Here is a 19,563-nt window from a genome sequence, read left to right as displayed (position 1 = left end):
CCCATAGCATAGAATGTAATTAGATAACTTGAAGATAAAAAGAGGGGGAAAAGATGAAAAAGTTTTGGATGTACTTGGGATTTATTTTGATAATCACTATTATTCTTCCTACGATTTTGGTGAAGACTGTAAATTTGGTTTCTAGGGAAGATGAAAAGGAAATATCAAAAGAAAAAATAAAAAAAGATGTATTGGATGAAAAGTTTGACGGATACATAAAAGTATATGATACTAGAACTCAAGAGGCAGTGAAAATTCCTCTTGAGGACTATGTAAAGGGAGTGGTAGCATCTGAGATGCCAGCAGAGTTTCATGAAGAAGCTCTGAAGGCTCAAGCGGTGGCTAGCAGGACTTATGCTATTTACAAGATGAATAAGTTCAAAGAAGGCCATCCAGATCACCCTCAAGCTCCTCTTTGTACTGGTGTCCATTGTCAAGCTTTTCTTTCTTTGGGAGAGCTTGAGAGTATCCATTCAAAGAAATGGGTTGATAAGTATTGGCCCAAAATTGAAAAAGCTGTAGAGAGTACAAAGGGAGAGGTAATATATTATAATGGAGAGATAATAGAACCTCTCTATCATTCTACTAGTGGTGGTATGACAGAGGATTCAAAAGATGTATTTGCAAATGATTTGCCTTATTTAAAGGGAGTGGAAAGCCCCAATGAGGAGGATGCTCCAAAGTTTAAGAGTGTTGCTACTTTTAGTGTAGATGAGTTTATAGAAAAGATAAAGAGCATATACCCCAATGCAAATATCACCAAAGAAAACCTTCCAGACAAGATAAAACTTGTTGAAAGGACTGAAAGCGGAAGGATAAAAAAAGTAATGATTGATGGTCAGGTAGTGGAAGGTAGAGAAATTCGAGAGCTTTTCAATTTAAATTCCACCAATTTTAAGATTATCTACAATCCTAAGGTTGAAATGGTGGATATTGAAACTACTGGCTATGGTCATGGAGTGGGTATGAGTCAATGGGGTGCCAATGGCATGGCTAAGCATGGCAGTGATTATAGAGAAATACTTAAGCACTATTATACAGGTGTTGAAATAGAACAGTATAAAAGTGAGTAAGAGAACTAAAAAAGTTCTTTTACTCACTTTTTTTTATGTATTAAATATTTAAATTTGGCAATACTAGCTAATGGAGGTGAAGAGATGAAAAACAAGTTTTCATGGGAGAAAGATGGATTTTATATTATTTTATTTGCATGTGTATGCATAGTTGCTGTGACATCAGTTTGGGTATCTAGAAACAATTTAAAGAAGATTGAAAGTAATGACAAGCCTATAAAAGATGAAAACTTTTTTGTAGTAGAAGAAAATGAAGAAGACTATGAAAATGAATTGATGGAACCTTCTTTAGAGAGTGCAAAAATAGGAGAAAATAGAGATGAAAATTATGAAGAAGATGAAGAAGATGAAGAAGATGACGAGGAAGATTTAAATGAAGATTTAGAAAAAGTAGAAGGAGATTTGCAAGAGGAAAAACCAAAAGCAGAAGCTAAAGAAGCTTTTTGCGTACCAGTTAAAGGGAAAATTACATTGGATTTTACAGGAGAAAATTTGGTTTATTCAAAGACATTGGAAGAGTGGACTAGTCATGGTGGAGTGGATATAGAAGCGGAAGAGGGAACTCCTGTAAAAGCTAGTTTAGATGGAGTGGTAAGTGAAGTATATGAAGATGAACTTTGGGGAGTAGTCATAGTACTTGATCATCAGAATGGGTTACAGACAAGGTATGCAAATCTTTCTACTAAAGACATGGTAAAAGTAGGGCAAAAGATAAAAAAGGGCGAAACTATAAGCGGCATAGGAAAGCCTAAGGGAATAGAAATGGCAGATTCACCACATCTTCACTTCGAAGTTATATTGAATGAGCAAAATATAGACCCTAAAAATTATTTGCCTAGTTTAAAGTAAATTTTGGCAACAATAAGAGTTCTATAAATTTAAAAATGTGCATAAGTATTTAAAAAAGGTTAAAATCCCAAAATAAGTTCAAAGGGGGTTAAATGTGTGAAAGATTATATAGAAGAAAGAGCACTGGAGATTGCAAAGTATATAATAAGTGAAAAAGCTACCGTAAGACAAGCAGCCGGTGTATTTGGGGTGAGCAAAAGTACAGTACATAAAGATGTGACGGAAAGGCTTCCCAAGATAAACCCTCTTATTGCAAATATGGTGAAAGAAGTATTAGAACTGAACAAAGCAGAACGACATATAAGAGGTGGCAAGGCGACAAAAATGAAATACAAAGCTGTAAATGATTAAATAGGTCCCGATGGGACCTTTTAAGCATTTTTGGGCAAATTTTTTAAATAATTTAAAAAAAATAAAGGTTTTTTTGTATTTATATAGAATAATATCATGATGCGAAATTTTATGGGAAAATAACTACAATTGATATATAATAAACCAAAAAAGGAGGAGAAGAAATGGCTGCATTAAAGACTGATATGGGAATAGATTTGGGAACTGCCAGTATTCTTGTCTACGCAAAGGGAAAGGGAATAGTTCTAAATGAGCCATCGGTAGTAGCAATAGATCAAAATACTAAACAATTCTTAGCTGTTGGAGAAGAGGCGAGAAAGATGTTAGGGCGTACACCGGGGAATATTATTGCAATGAGGCCACTTAGAGATGGGGTAATATCTGATTATGAAGTGACGGAAAAAATGCTTAAGTATTTTATTCACAAAGCTATAGGTAAGAGTTTTTTCAAACCTAGAATTATAGTTTGTGTACCTAGTGGTGTGACTGAAGTTGAAAAAAGGGCAGTGATAGAAGCTAGTACTCAAGCAGGTGCTAAAAAGACATATCTTATTGAAGAGCCTATTGCAGCAGCTATAGGGGCTGGAATTGATATTACTCAACCTAATGGAAATATGATAGTGGATATAGGTGGGGGTACTACCGATGTAGCGGTTATATCTTTGGGCGGAATGGTTGTGAGCCGTTCAATAAAGGTAGCTGGAGATGAATGTGATGATGCTATAATTAGATATATAAGAAAAAAACACAATGTGATGATTGGAGAACGTAGTGCCGAAGAGTTGAAGATGAAAATAGGTACAGCATATAAAAGAGAAAAAGATGTGACTATGGAGATAAGGGGGAGAAATTTAGTTACAGGGCTTCCAAAAACTATAGTTGTGTCTTCGGAGGAAATTTTAGAGGCTCTTGAGGAGCCTATTACAAATATAGTGGATACAGTTCATGCAGTACTTGAAAGGACTCCACCAGAATTGGCAGCAGATATTGGAAATACAGGTATAGTCATGACTGGAGGAGGAGCACTATTGTATGGATTGGATAAGCTTATATATGAGAGGACAGGAATTCCAACAAGAATTGCAGATGATCCTATTGAATGTGTGGCTATAGGTACAGGAAAAGCTTTGGATTGGGTAGATGTATTGGAAAATAGTATAGTAGGTGAAGAATCTATTGGGGGAAGATATTAAAGTTTTTTTTCAATGTGACGATAACATTCTAGAGTATTTAATGAGGATGTGATGAATTTTGAATAGAGGATTGTATATATCTGCAACTTCCCTTATAGCAAATCAAAAAAGATTAGAATCAATAGCAAATAATCTTTCAAATATGAATACAATGGGATATAAGAAAGATATAACTATAACTGAATCTTTTCCAGAAGTGCTTCTTAGTAAAATAAATGATAAGCCAAATATTAGTTCAAGTAGAGAAAATGAAATATATTATCAAACTGATGGAGAAATACATACGGCTCATACGGATGAAGGCTATTTTATGGTGAGAACGCCCAATGGAATTAGCTATGTAAAGGATATTCAATTTGTTTTAGATGATGAAGGATACCTTAGGACTTTCTATAGAAATGAAAAAAATGAGTATAAAGTAGATGCGGAAAACTATATAGTTGGGCCAGGTGGAAATCCTATAAAAGGACAAGGTGGAGATTTAGAGGCAATGATACAGGGACTTGTATATAATCCAAGTCCTAGAGTCATAGGTACTATGAGTGCAGGAGTTAATGTGAAAAAAGTTGTGGTGGATTTTAGTCAAGGAGCAATGGTGGAAACTGGTGGGAAATATGATGTAGCCTTGAATGGAAGTGGGTTTTTTAAAGTTCAAGGAGATGATGGTGAAACTTACTATACGAGAAATGGTGCTTTTACTGTGAATGCAAATGGAGAATTGACGACGGTTGATGGCTATAGAGTATTGGGCCAAAATGGACCTATAGTCATAGCTAGAGGAGAAGAATTAAATGTATCTATGCTTGATGTAGTGGATTTGGACAACAAGGAATATCTAAGGAAAATAGGGAATAATCTATATCAAATACCTGAAGATGTAGAAGGGGAAGAAATACCTTTTAGTGGAGAAGTACTTCAAGGTTTTTTGGAAGAATCTAATGTGGATTCTATAAAAGAAATGGTAGAGATGATAAATCTTTTGAGAAATTTTGAATCTTGCCAAAAAGCCATAAGAGTTCAGGATGAAATGCTTGAAAAATCAGCAAATGAAATAGGAAGAGTATAGGAGAGTGAGAAAAAATGAGGGCTATGTGGACTGCAGCTACTGGAATGAGGGCTCAACAGCTAAATATAGATACTATTGCCAACAATCTTTCCAATGTAAATACTACAGCTTATAAAACTCAAAGAGCAGAGTTTAAGGATTTGTTTTATGCCAATATGAAGAGAAGCAATTTGACTGATGAACAAGGCAGACCTGTAAATTTAGAAGTAGGTCATGGAGTGATGCCTACTGCTACTAAAAGGGATTTTAGAACTAGTAGTTTTATAGAAACTCAAAATCCATATGATGTGGCTATAGATGGAGAAGGGTTTTTTGCCATAGAACTTCCCAATGGTGATATTAGATATACAAGAGATGGGAGTTTTAAATTGAGCATAGATGGAGACGAAGGGAAATTGGTGACTTCGGAAGGATATACAGTGCTTAGTGAGGATGAAGATGAAATAGTTTTTGAAAGTGGCTTGAGGGATATAAATATAGATGAATTTGGATATATAACAGGAAAAGATGAAGATGGAGAAATAGTCGATATAGGGAGACTTAAATTGGTGAATTTCATGAATCCTGAAGGGCTTGTAGGGGAAGGAATGAATTTATATAGTGCCAGCGAAGCTTCAGGAGAAGAAATACCAGTGGAAGCGGAAGAGATGAAATCAAGATTTGTATCAGGATATTTGGAAGCTTCTAATGTTCAAGTGGTAGAAGAAATGGTGAAGATGATTACTGCTCAAAGAGCCTATGAGATAAATTCCAAGGCAATACAGACTTCAGATGAAATGCTGCAGATAGTTAACAATTTGAAGAGATAATTGAGGTGACAATATGGAAATTCTTCCAAATGATTTTATCATAAGGCGTACTCCAGATGAGTCTATTTTAGAGAGAAAAATAGAAGGTGCAAAAGAGACCAATAAAGATGAAGAACTTGTGAATGTATGTAAGGATTTTGAGGCTATTTTCATTCATATGATGATGAAAGAAATGAGAAATACTATACCTGAAGATGGATTTATAGAAAAGAGCACTGCTACAAAGATATTTGAAGATATGTTTGATGAAGAAATTTCAAAGGAAGTAGCAAAGAAAGGTCAAGGTATAGGTTTAGCTAAAATGCTCTATGAGCAATTTAAAAGGCAAAATCCAAGCTTGTAATCTTTAAATTGGGGGGTTTTTTATGAGAAGAAAGATTTTATCTTTTCTTCTGCTACTCATGATAGTGGTGGGAGCCTTTAGTACGGCTTATTGTGAAGTGGGCAAAAAATTGTCAAGAAAAGAAACGGAAAAATTGGTTGAAGAAATAGCAAAAAAGAGAGGAATACCTAGTGTTATTTTAAAGGCTATAGCAAATGTAGAGAGTTCTTTTAGACAGTTTACAGACAATGGTACTCCATATACAAGCAGAAGTGGCAATATAGGTATCATGCAAGTTCATAGTAGGGGCTATGATTCGAATAAACTTAAAAATGATCCTGTATATAATATTGAAGCTGGGGCAGATGTCCTTCTTGCCAAGTGGAGATATGCCAATGATAGAATGCCTCAAATAGGAGATATGGATCCAAATACATTGGAAAATTGGTATTTTGCTCTTTGGGCTTACAATGGACTTTTGGAGAGGAATAATCCAAATGTAAATTCAAATACTTATCAAAACAAAATTTATTCAGTTGCAAAAAAACAATATGGGCAAGATATAGTTCCCATCAATAGAGGAAGTATTCCTTCAAGAGGAGTACCAAAAAATAAAACTAAAATAAATCCGCCAAAAGAAACTCATAAAGGTGATATCATCATATACAATAAAGGTGACAAGGTGGTTGCTGATGGGAAAAAATATATAGTTCTTTTGTCTTCTCCCTATGGAAAGGAAATAGGGAAAATCAAAGAAAATACGGAGATGACTATACTAGAAGGGCCAAATCTTAAGAGGGGATTTTATTTTTATAAGGTAAAGACCTCAGATGATAAAACTTACTGGGTATTTGGGAATTGGATAAAAAAGCTTGAATGAAAAAGGTGCTAACTTTAAGTTAGCACCTTTTTCATTCAATTTCTACTGGATTTTAGGTCTTTGAAAAACAGGCTTTATTTGATATGTGATATTGTCTTTATTTACCACAAATTCAGCCATGCTGATATTGTAGATATCTTGAGGATTTGAAACTCCTTTTGAATTTACTTGAATGTATCTAATTCCATCCTTTAAATCGGTATTAGTTCCATTTCCTCCATAAACTACCCAAACATCTTTTCCATTTAATTTGACTTCAGAAAGTATGCTGTGTAGAAGTTCTGCTTCAAGTTTATCAGTGAATCCTCCATTGCCAAATATTGGAGTTGGCAATATGACAACTATATTTTTTTCTTTTGCATTTTCTAAATCATGTTTAAGCCATAGCCATTGTTCTGGATTTGTAGCTCTAAGTCCATTTTTGGAGCTATCAGCTTTGATGAAGAGTACATTTCCATATCTATAAGGTTTGTATCCACTTTTTACATCAATGATTGTTTTAGGTTTTAGGCCTTTCTTGAAATCAGCTGTGCTACCACCCATGAATATAGCTAAATCGTGTTTGTTTACATTGGATTTGATTTTGTCACTAGCTTTATATTTAACTACATCGTCTAAATTTTGTGGAGCAGAGGTGACTATAAAGGAAAAACCATTTTTATCTTTTTTTACTTCCTTATTTTTCACATCAGTCATATTACTGGAGGCAGGTAGTACCATATTTTTATATGATGAAGGATATATGGCTACAAGGCCATCCATGTAAATTTCTCCGCTGCCTTTTTTTACAGGATCTGTTTCTACTAGATATATTTTATTTAAAGTGATTGGATAAGTAATATTTGAAGGAATATCAGCTGTGATATATTGCCATCCTGTCCAATCCACTACTTTTGCAAAATCTATATTGTATTCAGTACCATTTTTATCTGTGATATTGCCTCTAAGCCAAGAGTTTCCTTCATCTCCATATACCCAAAGACCTAGCTTTTTAGGATTTCCATCTAGTAGTATTCCCTTTTGATCATTAGGATTTAAGTTGACATAAGCGGCTCTAGTCTTATCTCCTACTGTAAAGTCATATTTAAGACTTAAAGAGCCATTGCCTTCTTTGGCTTCACTTACCAATCCAATACTTCCTGAGACTTCAGCTGGATAAGAAGAAAAAGATACTCTATTTAAATCTTCAAAGGATTCAATAAGAACTCCCTTGCTTCCTACAGCCACTAATATATTTTCTACCCCATCTCCAATTCTAGCAGTGATGGCACCAGAACTTGGTTCGCTACTACTGTAGAATATGCCATTTTCAACTCTTCCAACATCTCCTATGATTTCCCATTTTACATCTTCAGGATATACTATTGCATCAAATCCATCTCTATCTTTTCCATAGAAAACTCCTAAGTTCTTTTGACTATTTATATCTATAGTGAATTTATCTATATCTGAAACTATATCTCTTACAGTTTCAAACACTTGAATATCGATAGAAGAAGTGATACCTTCATAGTTTGCAATTACTTTGCCTTTTCCAGTGGATAGGGCTTTTAATGTATTTCCATTGAATTCACCTTTGATTCCTTCTACAGTATAGGTGACTTTTTCTTGATCTACTTCTATAGGATTTTTGTATTCATCATATCCTTTTATATTAAATCTTCTTGTAGTATTTAAAAACATATTCTTGTCATCAGTTGTGACTTTTATACTAGAAAGATTTCCCTTAGGTGCATTTGAAAATACTCCTACACCATTTATAACTTTTCTTTCTCCTCCATCAGAAGGTTTGTTGACAACTTTTACATTTTCTTCATCTACATATTTAACTGCCATAGTAGTAGAGCCACCGCCATCAAATAGCAGTGCATCATTGGCTCCCAATTCTTTCATTATGGACCCAAAGGTTTTTCCAGTGACTCCCTTGAAAGATGAATCTCTACCATCTATAGTTGCAATGATAAGTTCTTTGCCATCTTTAGAAATTCCTATTCCTGTTCTTGGATCTAATCCATTTGCAGCTATGTCTGTATTCATTGGAACCCCATTTTTAAGGATTATGCTTCCGCCGCCAATTGCCATCTTTATATTTTCATAGTTTGGAGTAGTGGAAAGTTTAAGTTCCACTGTGTCTCCTAAGTGAAAATTATTTAAAAGCCTTTCTTCTACTCTTCCCCTTCCAGCAAGTATGTAGCCATTTTCAGGGATATCTACTGGTGGTTGCCCAATTCTTACATCAGTTACAATATTGTCTACTACTACTATTTCTATAAGGTCTTTGTGAAGTTTATTTCCTATGGATTTAGCTCCCCAGTGTTTGTTGTAGAGCATTACTTCTTCATAGGCTTGACTAACTTTGTTTATAGCTGAAAGAATGACTTCTACTCCTGTAGCAGAAGATACAGCTGCAAGTCTTTTATCAAAATAGGTAATTGAAGCATTCTTGCTATCTGTAAGTACAAAAGCAGGTTTTGCATATTCTTTTGCCATTGGAGATGATATGATTTCACCATCATTTATCAAGGTGCCTATTGGACTTGGAAAAGGTTTATACTCAAAGAAATCCCCATTGACTCCAGCTATGGCATTGGACTCCTTCACCATAGTGCTCACCTTTTCTCTGCTTGAAATTCCCTTGCTGCTAAATAACCCCTTTATTTCTGTATACTCATCTTCTAAATTTACTCTCAATACATTTATATTCCACCAACCCTTGTTGGTAAACTTAAGTACATTTTCATGAACTACCCCACTGGAAAGATCTTCTGCGTTTGTTGTTTCATATATTGTATAAGTTTGATCTTGTGTCTTTTTTGCTTCAGCTATTGAAAAAATATTGCCACTAAGAATTAACGATATTGCAATTAAACTTACTAAGAACTTCTTAAAACTATTGTTCATTTCTCCACCTCACTTTTCATTAAAACCAAAGATTTAGTTCTTCGCCATTTTGTATCGCCCTAAGGAGCCTATCTCTGCACCCAGGAATTTCTTTGTATATATTTTTTAAGAGATTGTGAATGTATTCTCTTTTGGTTTTCTTGTCGACAGGACAAGGGTTTTTAACTACTGGGATTTCATATTTGTTTATGGCTCCTTTTATGTCATATTCCGACAGATATAAAAAAGGACGAATGACATATAACTGTTTTCTATCTAGATAGGTTAAAGGCTGAAGGGTATTTATTCTTCCTTCATAGAGCATACTTAAAAAAAGGGTATCCAATGCATCATCTCCATGATGGGCCAAGGCAAGCTTGTTGAAATCTTTTTCCTTAAGGGAATTGTGTATGGCACCTCTACGCATATTGGCACAGAGAGCACAGGGGTTTTTTTCTTTTCTTGCTTCAAATACTATATCCTTTATATTTGTTTCCTTGAGATTGAAAGGCACATCAATACTTTCACAATACTTTCTTATGGTTTCTGTATCAAAATCTTCATATCCAAGATTTACTGTGAAAGCTTCCAATTCAAAGTTTTCTGGACTAAATCTCTGATAGAGTTTTAGTGCATATAAAAGGACCATACTGTCCTTTCCACCAGAAAGCCCTACTCCAATTTTATCACCATCTTGAATTAAGTCAAAATCCTCGATAGCTCTTCTCATAGCTCCCAATATTTTTTTCATCACATCAACCTTTCTAAAAGGGTACCTTTGAAGATAATTATATAATTATAATATATCAAATAGGTTACAAATACATTACAATACTTTGACAATGTCCACCACGGGGACGTTTCGTTTGGCTGGACGATTTATGACCCACAGCATAGAACTTTTCTAGATATCATAAAAATAAAAAAAGAAGGATTGAGTACTCAATCCTTCTTTTGGTGGTCGGGGTGGAGGGATTCGAACCCCCGGCCCCATGGTCCCAAACCACGTGCGCTACCAAACTGCGCTACACCCCGTCAACCGCCGACTCTTATAGTATAGTGGATTTTCACTTCCAATGCACATATTAAAAATAGTGAATATATAAAAATATAATAAAATATCGCTTTAAATCTACATTATTCTCGCTATTTCTCACTATTTTAAAATATTTTTTAAAGTTTAAAGGTTTTTTTTCTAGTGTATAGAATATAATAAACTAATACGCTATAGGAGGATTGAGATGAGTGAGGAACTAAAAGTATTTATAGTAGCTGCAATGCCACTTTCTGAACTAAGAGGGGCGATACCCCTTGGAGTATCTTTGGGACTAAGCCCTATTGAAAGCACAATCATAAGTATATTGGGAAACAGTATTATAGTTCCTTTTTTACTTAAATTGTTGGAGCCTGTGATGAATTTTCTTGAAAACACAAAGCTATTTTCTAAAGCTGTAGCATGGGTGAAAAATAGAACTCTAAAGAGAAGTAGAGATAAGATAAAAAAATACAGTATATTGGGTTTATTTATATTGGTAGCAATACCCTTGCCAACTACTGGAGCTTGGACAGGATGCATCGCAGCAACACTACTTAAATTGAATTTCAAAAAAGCACTAACTGCAATTATATCCGGTGTCATAATGGCCGGTATCATAGTATTTACTCTGACTTACAATATAGTGTCAATTCTTTGAAAAAACAATATAAATCTACAAAAGCATATGATATAATTGTTTTAATAGGAGGGAAGTCACGGTATGGAAGATAAAATTTTTGAGTTAATGGAAAAAATGTATATTGAATTTAACCAAAGATTTGACACTATAGAGAAAGACATAACAGACATAAAGGGGGATGTAGCTGGATTAAAAGGGGATGTAGGTGGATTAAAAGGGGACGTAGCTGGATTAAAAGGGGATGTAACAGGCATAAAAGGAGGGCTTAAAAAAACAAATGCAATGATAGAGCATGAGATTATGCCTAAGATAGAAGCATTGTTTGATGGGCAAATACAAAATTCTCAACAATTAGAGAGAATAGAAGCCAAAGTATCAAAACACGAAGATATAATTATGAGAAAAATCAAATAACACAAGGGGACTGACCCCTTGTGTTGCATCTAAAAACAATGGCAAGGTGAAATTAATTCACTTTGCCAAATTTATTAAATGGATAAAATCTAAATGGTACAATTGCTTTAATACTTGAAACATCAATACAACCAACTTCAGGACTTCTACTGTCAAAACTATTATCTCTATTGTCTCCCATTACAAATACTTTATTATATGGAACAATTATATCAATATCACCATGAGTATAATCAACCTTGATATAAGGTTCATCTAATAAAACATCATTGACATATACTTTACCATTTGTGATAACAATTTTGTCGCCTTCAATACCAATTACTCTTTTGATAAAGTTTTTATTTATTCCCATTTTATTTTTAAAATCAGTTTTAAATACAACTATATCACTATGTTTAGGAGTTTTGACTTGATTTTGTTAGCGAACAATATATCATAATCCATGTCAAATTTTTCACTTTGTTGACACAATATTTTTACTTGCCACTTTTATAACTCATATATTGAAATTAGGTACATTAAATGTTATTATTAGGACAAGGTAATCGGAGATAAGCAGGGTGTGATTGCCACCTCACTTCAGATGAAAGGAGGTGGTGCGATATGAATACATATGAATCCATATCTTTAATGATTATGTTTTCTATGTTTGTAATATCGCTAATCTCCTTAATTGTTAGCCTGACAAAGGATAATAATAAAGGGAAAAAATAATCACCCTGTCTAGCCACAAGGTGATTATAGGTATTTGATCATCTAGGTGGTAATCGCATTTATGTGAATCCGATTACCTTTATTTATATTATACCACATCAATATTCAAAGTAAACATATATGTTGTGTTGTTTTCATAATCCATGTCAATTTTTTCACTTTGTTGACACAATATTTTTATTGTGTTAAAATATACCTAAATGAATAAAAATCTTGATGCCTTATCAAGAGTGGTGGAGGGAATGGGCCCTATGAAACCCGGCAACCTATGGTCATTGGTCATGAGGTGCTAAATCCCACAGAATAGTATTCTGAAAGATGAGGTCAACTTTTATAGCCTTTTCCTTTTGGAAGAGGTTATTTTGTTTTTCAGAATGAACTATAAAAAATTTTAAATAAACAAGGAGGTACTTCAATGAAAAAGTGGTTGTTTACGTCAGAATCAGTGACTGAAGGACATCCAGACAAGGTATGTGATCAAATCTCAGATGCCATACTAGATGCCATACTAGAAAAAGACCCTTATGCAAGAGTTGCTTGTGAAACTTCTGTGACTACAGGGATGGTATTGGTAGCAGGTGAAATCACCACAGACTGTTATGTAGATATACCTCATGTAGTAAGAAAAACCGTAGAAGAAATAGGATATACTAGAGCAAAATATGGTTTTGATGCAGACACTTGTGCAGTTTTGACATCAATAAACGAACAATCTCCAGATATAGCTATGGGAGTCAATGAAGCTCTTGAAAGCAGAGGAAATGGAAAAGACAAATATGACAAAATTGGTGCTGGAGATCAAGGCATGATGTTTGGATATGCTTGCAATGAAACAGAAGAACTAATGCCTATGCCAATATCATTAGCTCACAGATTGGCTAGAAGATTGTCAGAAGTGAGAAAAGATGGCACTCTTTCTTATTTAAGACCAGATGGGAAAACTCAAGTGACTGTTGAATATCATGACAATAAACCTGTAAGAATTGAAAATATAGTAGTTTCAACCCAACATTCTCCAGATGTAGAATTAGAAACTATAAGAAAGGATATCATAGAACAAGTAATAAAGAAAATAGTTCCAGAAAATATGATAGATGAAAATACTAAATATTATGTAAATCCAACAGGAAGATTTGTAATTGGTGGACCTATGGGAGATGCAGGTCTTACAGGAAGAAAAATAATAGTTGATACTTATGGTGGATATGGTAGACATGGTGGTGGAGCTTTTTCAGGAAAAGATCCAACAAAAGTAGACCGTTCAGCTGCTTATGCTGCAAGATATGTGGCAAAAAATATTGTAGCAGCAGGACTTGCAGACAAATGTGAAGTTGGTCTTGCTTATGCTATAGGTGTAGCTAGACCATTGTCTATATATGTAGATACTTTTGGAACTGGCAAAGTTGAAGATGAAAAAATAGAAGAATTAGTTAGAAAACATTTTGATTTAAGACCAGCAGCTATTATAGATAAACTAGATTTGAGAAGACCAATATACAAACAAACTGCCAGCTATGGGCATTTTGGAAGAACAGATTTAGATCTTCCTTGGGAAAAAACCGACAAGGCAGAAATTCTTAGAAGTGAAGGATTTGGAGAGTAAGGAGAAAGTCAATTTCTTGTGTAAAAATATGTAGAAATGGATTATTTCCCGGGAAAAATAAGTAGAATAATGAAATTTCATGAAAAGTAGAGTGAGTACAATATATCGCTCTGCTTTTTTTTATTTTCTCCTCTTGTATTAATATATACTTACCGGCGGTACTTGAAAGTAGTTTTCAAAGAAATAAGAGGAGGTGATAAATATGGCAATGAAGGAAGTAAAAGAAGCTTCTAGACTTAAACTTGAACTAGATGGAGGAATGGATGGAGATAAGCAAATAGTAAAATCAAAGACCTATTCAAATGTAAAAGTAGATGCAGCAAATGAAGATGTCTATGAAGTAGGAACTTTTTTGGCAGGACTTCAAACTATGAATTTACTCAAAGTAAAGAAACTAGAAGAAATAGAGTTGATTTCAGAATAATTTCAAATATTATAGGAAAAATGAGGAGGTGATAATGTGGATAAAACTAAGCTTGAGTTGAATTTCAAAAATGCATCCGATAAAAAAGTCAATATATCTGTAGATAATCCCAGAGAAGATGCAACAAAAGAAGAAATAAAACAGGTCATGGATACAATAGTTGCAAAAAATATATTCTATTCAAATGGGGGAGACATAGTAGAAGCTATAGGAGCAAGAATAGTTACAACCAATGTAGAAGATATTGTATTCTAGTATTTCAATAGGGGAGAATAGTTTCTCCCCTATTGTTATCTAAAAGAGAAAAGAGGTGAAAACATGGAAGAAGTATTTTCTCAGATAGCCAATTTAGGCTTTCCTATAGTCATATCCATATATCTTCTAGTTAGGATAGAAGGAAAACTAGATGAATTGACTAAAAGCATAAACGAGCTATCTAAGGCAATTGGAAATATAGGATAATAAAAATCCCTTCTTGACTAGGAACATATGTTCTAGTATAATAAGTCAGGGAGGGATTTTTTATGGAAATGGAGAAATATATAGAAAAAGGACTAATGGCTTTTGTTCCAGTTTATCTGGATATGAAGGGGAATTCTACTATTTTATATACTTTTAGTAGTGGGAAAATAGAAGTATATAAGTCTATAAGAACTTTTTTAAATGGATTAGGGAAATATTTTTTACTGGATTTGAAACAATCAAATAAATATTATGGAGAACTATTGGGAAGTAACAATGGAGTACCTATTCCTTTCAACAAGGACAATATTTTTATTCCTGTAAAGGTTAGAAGGCCTATATCTAAAAATGATGGTTCATTAGGATATATAAATATAAAGTATATAGAAAAAGTAGTGGAAGAAGATGGTCAAGGAATTGTGTATTTAAAGTCCAATATAAAGATAAAAAGTTTAAATACTACAAAAACAATTGAAAAGCATATAAGGGAAGGACATATAGTGGGAAAATTTTATGAAGAAAAACATGGGACAATATATGAAATAGATGATTTTTATTCTCAATCTGACAAACCAGCTACTAAAGGAGATATAGCTCTTTTAAGACAAGAAATACTTAGCATCAGGGAGACTCTACATTAAATTTTGTGATATAATATTCTAAAGCAAAATAATAAATTGGAGGAATAGATTTTGATAACGGTAGAGGGAACATTAGAGGAAATAATATATACGAATGAATCCAATGGTTATACTGTTGCCATATTGGAAACAAGTGATGATGTCATAACCATAGTGGGATATGTTCCCTTTTTGAATATAGGGGAGACCTTGAAAGTAGAAGGGGAATGGACGAACCATCCCAACTATGGAGAACAACTTAAAATATCAAATGTGTCTACAGTAGTTCCAGCTACTTTAAATGGCATAGTAAAGTATCTTTCTTCAGGTCTCATTCCCTATATAGGACCAAAGACAGCTGAAAAAATAGTAGAAAGATTTGGAGTGGATTCTTTAGATATTATACAGTACAATCCAGAAAGATTGAAAGAAATAGAAGGTATAGGGGAAAAGAAGATTGAAAAAATAAAGGAAGCCTTTGAAGAACAAAGAGAGCTTAAAGATATAATGGTTTTTTTGGGCCAATACGATATAAGTCCTTCTTATGGAGTGAGGATATATAAAAAATATGGCAAAGATACTATAAGAACAGTACAAGAAAATCCATATAGGCTTTCGGAAGAAGTATTTGGAATTGGATTTAAAACTGCGGACAAAATAGCTCAAAATATGGGGATAGACTTAAATTCACCCTATAGAATAGAAGCAGGGATAAAATTTAAGCTTATAGAGTATGCAGGGAGTGGGCATAGTTTTGTCCCTAAAGATGAATTGCTCATGGAAGTCTCTAAGATGCTACTATTAGATGTGGAACTTTTAGAAGACAGTCTTAGAGATTTAGCTATTAGAGGAGATATACAAATTGAAAATATAAATGATGATATAGTAGTATATTATATGCCTTATTACAAAGCAGAATCTAATGTGAGTAGAAAAATAGTAGAGCTTTCCAGAGTAGAGTTAGAACCATTAAACATAGATGTGGAGAAGGAAATAAAGACTATAGAAGAGGAAGAAGGTATTTTATTTGCACAAAAACAAATAGAAGCTATAAAGGAATCTGTGGAAAATGGAATGCTTGTTATTACAGGAGGACCTGGAACAGGGAAAACCACTACTATAAATGCAATTATTCAAGTGTTTGAAAGAGAAGAGCTTGAAATAGCTCTAGGAGCTCCTACGGGAAGGGCAGCAAAGAGAATGAGTCAAGCTACAAATAGAGAGGCAAAGACTATCCATAGACTTCTTGAATATTCTTTTTTGGAAGGAGATATGGCTTTTGGGAAAAATGAAGAAAGCCCATTGGAAGCTGATGTAGTCATTATAGATGAAACTTCTATGGTTGATATAATTCTTATGAATCATCTCTTAAAGGCTATACTTCCTGGGACTAGAATTATATTTGTAGGAGATATAGATCAACTTCCATCAGTAGGTGCGGGAAATGTATTGAGGGATATTATAGAAAGTGGAGTAGTGAAAGTCGTAAAATTAGATGAAATATTTAGGCAGGCAGAAGAGAGCATGATTATTGTCAATGCCCATAGAATAAATAGAGGAGAAGCTCCATATTTAAATGTCAAGGATAAAGATTTTTATTTTTTGCCTAAATACAATTCAAATGAAATAGTAGAGACTGTAATTAGTTTATGCAATAGGAGACTGCCAAATTTCAATGGATATGATCCTCTAAAGGATATACAAGTTCTTACTCCTATGAAAAAAGGAGATGTGGGAATCAATTCATTGAATAAATTTCTTCAGGAAATATTAAATCCAAAGGGATATGGAAAGAAGGAAAAAAAGGTAGGGAATGAAATATTTCGAGTAGGGGACAAAGTTATGCAGATAAAAAACAATTATACTGCTAAATGGAGAATAATTGAAGATGGCAAGGTGAAAGAGGAAGGAGAAGGGGTATACAATGGAGACTTTGGCTTTATAACTAGTATAGATGAAGAAGATAGAATACTTAAGGTATTGTTTGACGATGAAAAAGAAGTAGAGTATGACTATAGTCAATTGGATGAATTGAAACTTGCCTATGCTACTACAGTTCATAAAAGTCAGGGAAGTGAGTTTCCAGTAGTTATTATGCCCATATATTGGGGCCCTCCTATGCTAATGACTAGGAATTTATTATATACAGCTATTACTAGAGCAAGGGAATTGGTGGTTTTGGTAGGAGATGAAAAATACCTTTATATGATGATTAAAAACAATAGAATTACAAAGAGATATTCAGGTCTTGATGTAAAAATAAGACAAATATTTTCTATGTTTTAGGTGATATCATGAGATTAATTGAAGGCTTTAATGATATTTTATTTCATGATGATGATATATGCTATTTTTGTGGTATAAGAGTAGAAGATAAAAGTTTCCTATGTCCTGATTGTAAGTTTAAATTGGAATATATGAATAGAAGGCTAAATATAAATTCTCCTTATATTGAAGAAGTAATATTTTCTCTATTTTACAATGAATTTATACGACAAAAACTCTATCAATATAAATACAATGGAAAGGGACAGTATTATAAGCCTTTTGGAGAGATACTCATAAACACTATAAATGCGACAATTCATCTAGAGGATATAGATATCATAACTTATGTACCTATTCATAAAAGGAAAAAAGCCCTAAGAGGATACGATCAATCAGAGCTCTTGGCAAAATATATAGGGGCAACTTTAAATATTCCCTTTTCAACAGGAAATCTCATAAGAACTAAATGGACAAGGATTCAAAACAAAATGGATAAGTATCAGAGAATAAAAAGTTTGAGGGGAGCTTTTGAAATTAAAGAACCATTAGAATTTAAAGACAAAGAAATTCTTTTAATTGACGATATTATTACTACAGGAGGAACTTTAAATGAATGCGGCAAGAAATTGAAAGAAGTTAAGGCAGGTAAAATTCATGCATTAACTATAACTTCTGGACTTAAAATATGAGGGGTGAAGAATATGGATATAAGAAATTGTAGGCGTTGTGGGAGAGTCTACTCATATGATGGATTTAATATTTGTCCAAAATGTAGGAGAGATGATGAAATGGATTTTCAAAAGGTCAAAAAATATATTGAAGAAAATCCAAGTGCCAATATAAAGGAAATTTCAGATGAAACAGAAGTGGATTCAAAAAAGATTATAGAATTTTTAAAAGAAGGAAGACTTGAAGTAAGAGATGAAAACAATTTGCTATTAAGCTGTGAAAGATGTGGAAAACCTATAAAAACTGGAAGATTTTGCGATAAATGCACTTTGGAGATGCAAAGAGAATTTAAACAGGCCATAGGCAATAGACAAAGTGATACACTACAAAATACTAAAATAAAACAAAAAATAAGAGTTACTGAAAGATATAGAGATGACGAAAAAAAATAAAAGTCTAAAGTAACACCTCATTTTTTCCGATAATATATACAAGAAAGGAAAGATGGGGTGTTTTTTATGAATATAAATAGGATAGATAAAATACTTCAAGTTTACAATACTCAGGGAATAAAGAAAACGGAAAATGGCAAAGTGAATGCTAAGAAAGATGAATTGAAATTGTCAGAAAAGGCCTTGGAGTATCAGTTTGCAGTGAACAGTTTAAAGAATGTTCCAGATATTAGAACAGAACTTGTGGAAAAGATAAAAGAAGAAATCAAAACTGGAACTTATGAAGTAGATGGCAAAAAGATTGTAGAAAAGATGATGGAAAATATAAATTTTGATAAAAGAGCATAATGGTGGTGATAAAGTGACTTTTAAGGAAGAGTTGGAGGAAATTTTAAAAGAAGAATTGAAAGTTTTAAAAGAACTTCAAATCATTACACAAGAAAAAACTCAAATTATACTTGATGAGGATTTGGATAAGCTTCAGAATACTACTAAGGAAGAAGAAGAATATATAAATAATATAGCTCTATTGGAACTAAAAAGAGAAGAACTTCTTGACAACTGGGGGATGGATAGATTGCTTCCCCTTTCTGTTTTAATATCTAAAATGCCTGAAGGCGAAAGAGAGTCTTTAGAAAGTATAGGAGAAGATTTGTTTCATATTTTATCCGATATAGATGAAAAAAATCAATTAAACAATACTCTCATTAGAGACAATTTGGAATGGATAGATTTCAATTTAAATCTTTTGACAAGCACTCAAGTTCCAACAACTTATGGAAAAGATAAAAGTGATTTAAATCAAAGTAAAAGTATTTTTGATAGGAAGGTGTAA

General features: G+C 33.3%; 23 protein-coding genes, 1 tRNA gene, 1 pseudogene and 1 riboswitch. Of the genes and pseudogenes, 21 read left to right on the top strand and 4 right to left on the bottom strand.

Annotated features, from left to right (window positions below):
* Nucleotides 1-53 precede the first annotated feature (53 nt).
* The 8 genes from spoIID (at nucleotide 54) to ACFWUA_RS03140 (ending at nucleotide 6,543) form a co-directional block, all read left to right on the top strand.
* A complete protein-coding gene (gene spoIID / locus ACFWUA_RS03175) occupies nucleotides 54-1,073 on the top strand; it encodes a stage II sporulation protein D (protein ID WP_416198723.1) in 1,020 nt (339 codons plus the stop codon).
* 84 nt (nucleotides 1,074-1,157) lie between these two features.
* A complete protein-coding gene (locus ACFWUA_RS03170) occupies nucleotides 1,158-1,922 on the top strand; it encodes a peptidoglycan DD-metalloendopeptidase family protein (RefSeq protein WP_416198722.1) in 765 nt (254 codons plus the stop codon).
* A gap of 96 nt (nucleotides 1,923-2,018) precedes the next feature.
* Nucleotides 2,019-2,273, top strand: coding sequence for a sporulation transcriptional regulator SpoIIID (gene spoIIID, locus ACFWUA_RS03165; protein WP_416198721.1), 255 nt, complete (start codon nucleotides 2,019-2,021; stop codon nucleotides 2,271-2,273).
* Nucleotides 2,274-2,437: 164 nt separating this feature from the next.
* A complete protein-coding gene (locus ACFWUA_RS03160) occupies nucleotides 2,438-3,466 on the top strand; it encodes a rod shape-determining protein (protein WP_416198720.1) in 1,029 nt (342 codons plus the stop codon).
* A 58-nt stretch (nucleotides 3,467-3,524) separates the two neighbouring features.
* Nucleotides 3,525-4,532, top strand: coding sequence for a flagellar hook-basal body protein (locus tag ACFWUA_RS03155; RefSeq protein ID WP_416198719.1), 1,008 nt, complete (start codon nucleotides 3,525-3,527; stop codon nucleotides 4,530-4,532).
* Between the two features lie 14 nt (nucleotides 4,533-4,546).
* Nucleotides 4,547-5,341 carry a flagellar basal-body rod protein FlgG gene (flgG, locus tag ACFWUA_RS03150; protein ID WP_416198718.1) on the top strand — a complete coding sequence of 265 codons (795 nt, stop codon included), beginning with the start codon at nucleotides 4,547-4,549 and terminating at the stop codon, nucleotides 5,339-5,341.
* Nucleotides 5,342-5,354: 13 nt separating this feature from the next.
* Nucleotides 5,355-5,684, top strand: coding sequence for a rod-binding protein (locus ACFWUA_RS03145; RefSeq protein WP_416198717.1), 330 nt, complete (start codon nucleotides 5,355-5,357; stop codon nucleotides 5,682-5,684).
* A 22-nt stretch (nucleotides 5,685-5,706) separates the two neighbouring features.
* Nucleotides 5,707-6,543, top strand: coding sequence for a transglycosylase SLT domain-containing protein (locus tag ACFWUA_RS03140; protein WP_416198716.1), 837 nt, complete (start codon nucleotides 5,707-5,709; stop codon nucleotides 6,541-6,543).
* 42 nt (nucleotides 6,544-6,585) lie between these two features.
* Here ACFWUA_RS03140 and ACFWUA_RS03135 read toward each other — a convergent pair whose 3' ends face one another.
* The 3 genes from ACFWUA_RS03135 to ACFWUA_RS03125 form a co-directional block, all read right to left on the bottom strand.
* Nucleotides 6,586-9,444 carry a phosphodiester glycosidase family protein gene (locus ACFWUA_RS03135; RefSeq protein ID WP_416198715.1) on the bottom strand — a complete coding sequence of 953 codons (2,859 nt, stop codon included), beginning with the start codon at nucleotides 9,442-9,444 and terminating at the stop codon, nucleotides 6,586-6,588.
* Between the two features lie 19 nt (nucleotides 9,445-9,463).
* Nucleotides 9,464-10,174 (bottom strand): tRNA lysidine(34) synthetase, encoded by a 711-nt coding sequence (locus ACFWUA_RS03130; RefSeq protein WP_416198714.1) that lies wholly within the window; start codon nucleotides 10,172-10,174, stop codon nucleotides 9,464-9,466.
* Between the two features lie 207 nt (nucleotides 10,175-10,381).
* Nucleotides 10,382-10,458, bottom strand: a tRNA-Pro gene (locus ACFWUA_RS03125).
* 206 nt (nucleotides 10,459-10,664) lie between these two features.
* Here ACFWUA_RS03125 and ACFWUA_RS03120 point away from each other — a divergent pair.
* Nucleotides 10,665-11,117: a COG2426 family protein gene (locus tag ACFWUA_RS03120; protein ID WP_416198713.1), complete on the top strand. Its 453-nt coding sequence runs from the start codon at nucleotides 10,665-10,667 to the stop codon at nucleotides 11,115-11,117.
* A 63-nt stretch (nucleotides 11,118-11,180) separates the two neighbouring features.
* Nucleotides 11,181-11,513, top strand: a complete 333-nt coding sequence (locus ACFWUA_RS03115) for a hypothetical protein (RefSeq protein ID WP_416198712.1) — start codon at nucleotides 11,181-11,183, stop codon at nucleotides 11,511-11,513.
* A 52-nt stretch (nucleotides 11,514-11,565) separates the two neighbouring features.
* On the opposite strand, the pseudogene lepB reads toward ACFWUA_RS03115, so the two are convergent.
* A pseudogene (gene lepB / locus ACFWUA_RS03110) lies at nucleotides 11,566-11,916 on the bottom strand (signal peptidase I); the annotation flags it as partial.
* Between the two features lie 203 nt (nucleotides 11,917-12,119).
* Here lepB and ACFWUA_RS03105 point away from each other — a divergent pair.
* The 11 genes from ACFWUA_RS03105 to ACFWUA_RS03055 all read left to right on the top strand — a co-directional run bounded on the left by ACFWUA_RS03105 (nucleotide 12,120) and on the right by ACFWUA_RS03055 (nucleotide 19,563).
* A complete protein-coding gene (locus ACFWUA_RS03105; protein WP_416198711.1) occupies nucleotides 12,120-12,230 on the top strand; it encodes a putative holin-like toxin in 111 nt (36 codons plus the stop codon).
* Between the two features lie 218 nt (nucleotides 12,231-12,448).
* A riboswitch (SAM riboswitch) is annotated at nucleotides 12,449-12,555 on the top strand.
* A 90-nt stretch (nucleotides 12,556-12,645) separates the two neighbouring features.
* A complete protein-coding gene (gene metK, locus ACFWUA_RS03100; protein WP_416198710.1) occupies nucleotides 12,646-13,833 on the top strand; it encodes a methionine adenosyltransferase in 1,188 nt (395 codons plus the stop codon).
* Between the two features lie 202 nt (nucleotides 13,834-14,035).
* Nucleotides 14,036-14,257 (top strand): DUF1659 domain-containing protein, encoded by a 222-nt coding sequence (locus ACFWUA_RS03095; protein ID WP_416198709.1) that lies wholly within the window; start codon nucleotides 14,036-14,038, stop codon nucleotides 14,255-14,257.
* Nucleotides 14,258-14,293: 36 nt separating this feature from the next.
* Nucleotides 14,294-14,512 carry a DUF2922 domain-containing protein gene (locus ACFWUA_RS03090; protein WP_416198708.1) on the top strand — a complete coding sequence of 73 codons (219 nt, stop codon included), beginning with the start codon at nucleotides 14,294-14,296 and terminating at the stop codon, nucleotides 14,510-14,512.
* 63 nt (nucleotides 14,513-14,575) lie between these two features.
* Complete coding sequence (locus tag ACFWUA_RS03085; RefSeq protein WP_416198707.1) at nucleotides 14,576-14,719, top strand: YvrJ family protein; 144 nt, start codon at nucleotides 14,576-14,578, stop codon at nucleotides 14,717-14,719.
* A gap of 62 nt (nucleotides 14,720-14,781) precedes the next feature.
* On the top strand, nucleotides 14,782-15,360 hold the full coding sequence (locus ACFWUA_RS03080; protein WP_416198706.1) for a hypothetical protein: 579 nt from the start codon (nucleotides 14,782-14,784) through the stop codon (nucleotides 15,358-15,360).
* Between the two features lie 51 nt (nucleotides 15,361-15,411).
* Complete coding sequence (locus tag ACFWUA_RS03075; protein WP_416198705.1) at nucleotides 15,412-17,625, top strand: ATP-dependent RecD-like DNA helicase; 2,214 nt, start codon at nucleotides 15,412-15,414, stop codon at nucleotides 17,623-17,625.
* 8 nt (nucleotides 17,626-17,633) lie between these two features.
* Entirely contained in the window at nucleotides 17,634-18,296 is a 663-nt protein-coding gene (locus ACFWUA_RS03070) for a ComF family protein (RefSeq protein WP_416198704.1), read from the top strand.
* Between the two features lie 12 nt (nucleotides 18,297-18,308).
* Nucleotides 18,309-18,728 (top strand): TIGR03826 family flagellar region protein, encoded by a 420-nt coding sequence (locus ACFWUA_RS03065; RefSeq protein WP_416198703.1) that lies wholly within the window; start codon nucleotides 18,309-18,311, stop codon nucleotides 18,726-18,728.
* 66 nt (nucleotides 18,729-18,794) lie between these two features.
* Entirely contained in the window at nucleotides 18,795-19,076 is a 282-nt protein-coding gene (gene flgM, locus ACFWUA_RS03060; RefSeq protein ID WP_416198702.1) for a flagellar biosynthesis anti-sigma factor FlgM, read from the top strand.
* Between the two features lie 13 nt (nucleotides 19,077-19,089).
* Entirely contained in the window at nucleotides 19,090-19,563 is a 474-nt protein-coding gene (locus ACFWUA_RS03055; protein ID WP_416198701.1) for a flagellar protein FlgN, read from the top strand.

Source organism: Sporanaerobacter sp. (assembly GCF_047830725.1).
Taxonomy (GTDB): Bacteria; Bacillota; Clostridia; order Tissierellales; family Sporanaerobacteraceae; genus Sporanaerobacter.
Note: the sequence above shows the minus strand (reverse complement) of the source record. Positions and strands in the feature narration are given on the sequence as shown.

What these genes read in the sequence shown, in the direction of transcription:
- spoIID (WP_416198723.1), top strand. Translation starts at nt 54, where the DNA reads ATGAAAAAGTTTTGGATGTACTTGGGATTTATTTTGATAATCACTATT.
- ACFWUA_RS03170 (WP_416198722.1), top strand. Translation starts at nt 1,158, where the DNA reads ATGAAAAACAAGTTTTCATGGGAGAAAGATGGATTTTATATTATTTTA.
- ACFWUA_RS03160 (WP_416198720.1), top strand. Translation starts at nt 2,438, where the DNA reads ATGGCTGCATTAAAGACTGATATGGGAATAGATTTGGGAACTGCCAGT.
- flgG (WP_416198718.1), top strand. Translation starts at nt 4,547, where the DNA reads ATGAGGGCTATGTGGACTGCAGCTACTGGAATGAGGGCTCAACAGCTA.
- ACFWUA_RS03145 (WP_416198717.1), top strand. Translation starts at nt 5,355, where the DNA reads ATGGAAATTCTTCCAAATGATTTTATCATAAGGCGTACTCCAGATGAG.
- ACFWUA_RS03140 (WP_416198716.1), top strand. Translation starts at nt 5,707, where the DNA reads ATGAGAAGAAAGATTTTATCTTTTCTTCTGCTACTCATGATAGTGGTG.
- ACFWUA_RS03135 (WP_416198715.1), bottom strand. Translation starts at nt 9,444, where the DNA reads ATGAACAATAGTTTTAAGAAGTTCTTAGTAAGTTTAATTGCAATATCG.
- ACFWUA_RS03130 (WP_416198714.1), bottom strand. Translation starts at nt 10,174, where the DNA reads ATGAAAAAAATATTGGGAGCTATGAGAAGAGCTATCGAGGATTTTGAC.
- ACFWUA_RS03120 (WP_416198713.1), top strand. Translation starts at nt 10,665, where the DNA reads ATGAGTGAGGAACTAAAAGTATTTATAGTAGCTGCAATGCCACTTTCT.
- ACFWUA_RS03115 (WP_416198712.1), top strand. Translation starts at nt 11,181, where the DNA reads ATGGAAGATAAAATTTTTGAGTTAATGGAAAAAATGTATATTGAATTT.
- ACFWUA_RS03105 (WP_416198711.1), top strand. Translation starts at nt 12,120, where the DNA reads ATGAATACATATGAATCCATATCTTTAATGATTATGTTTTCTATGTTT.
- metK (WP_416198710.1), top strand. Translation starts at nt 12,646, where the DNA reads ATGAAAAAGTGGTTGTTTACGTCAGAATCAGTGACTGAAGGACATCCA.
- ACFWUA_RS03095 (WP_416198709.1), top strand. Translation starts at nt 14,036, where the DNA reads ATGGCAATGAAGGAAGTAAAAGAAGCTTCTAGACTTAAACTTGAACTA.
- ACFWUA_RS03085 (WP_416198707.1), top strand. Translation starts at nt 14,576, where the DNA reads ATGGAAGAAGTATTTTCTCAGATAGCCAATTTAGGCTTTCCTATAGTC.
- ACFWUA_RS03080 (WP_416198706.1), top strand. Translation starts at nt 14,782, where the DNA reads ATGGAAATGGAGAAATATATAGAAAAAGGACTAATGGCTTTTGTTCCA.
- ACFWUA_RS03070 (WP_416198704.1), top strand. Translation starts at nt 17,634, where the DNA reads ATGAGATTAATTGAAGGCTTTAATGATATTTTATTTCATGATGATGAT.
- ACFWUA_RS03065 (WP_416198703.1), top strand. Translation starts at nt 18,309, where the DNA reads ATGGATATAAGAAATTGTAGGCGTTGTGGGAGAGTCTACTCATATGAT.
- flgM (WP_416198702.1), top strand. Translation starts at nt 18,795, where the DNA reads ATGAATATAAATAGGATAGATAAAATACTTCAAGTTTACAATACTCAG.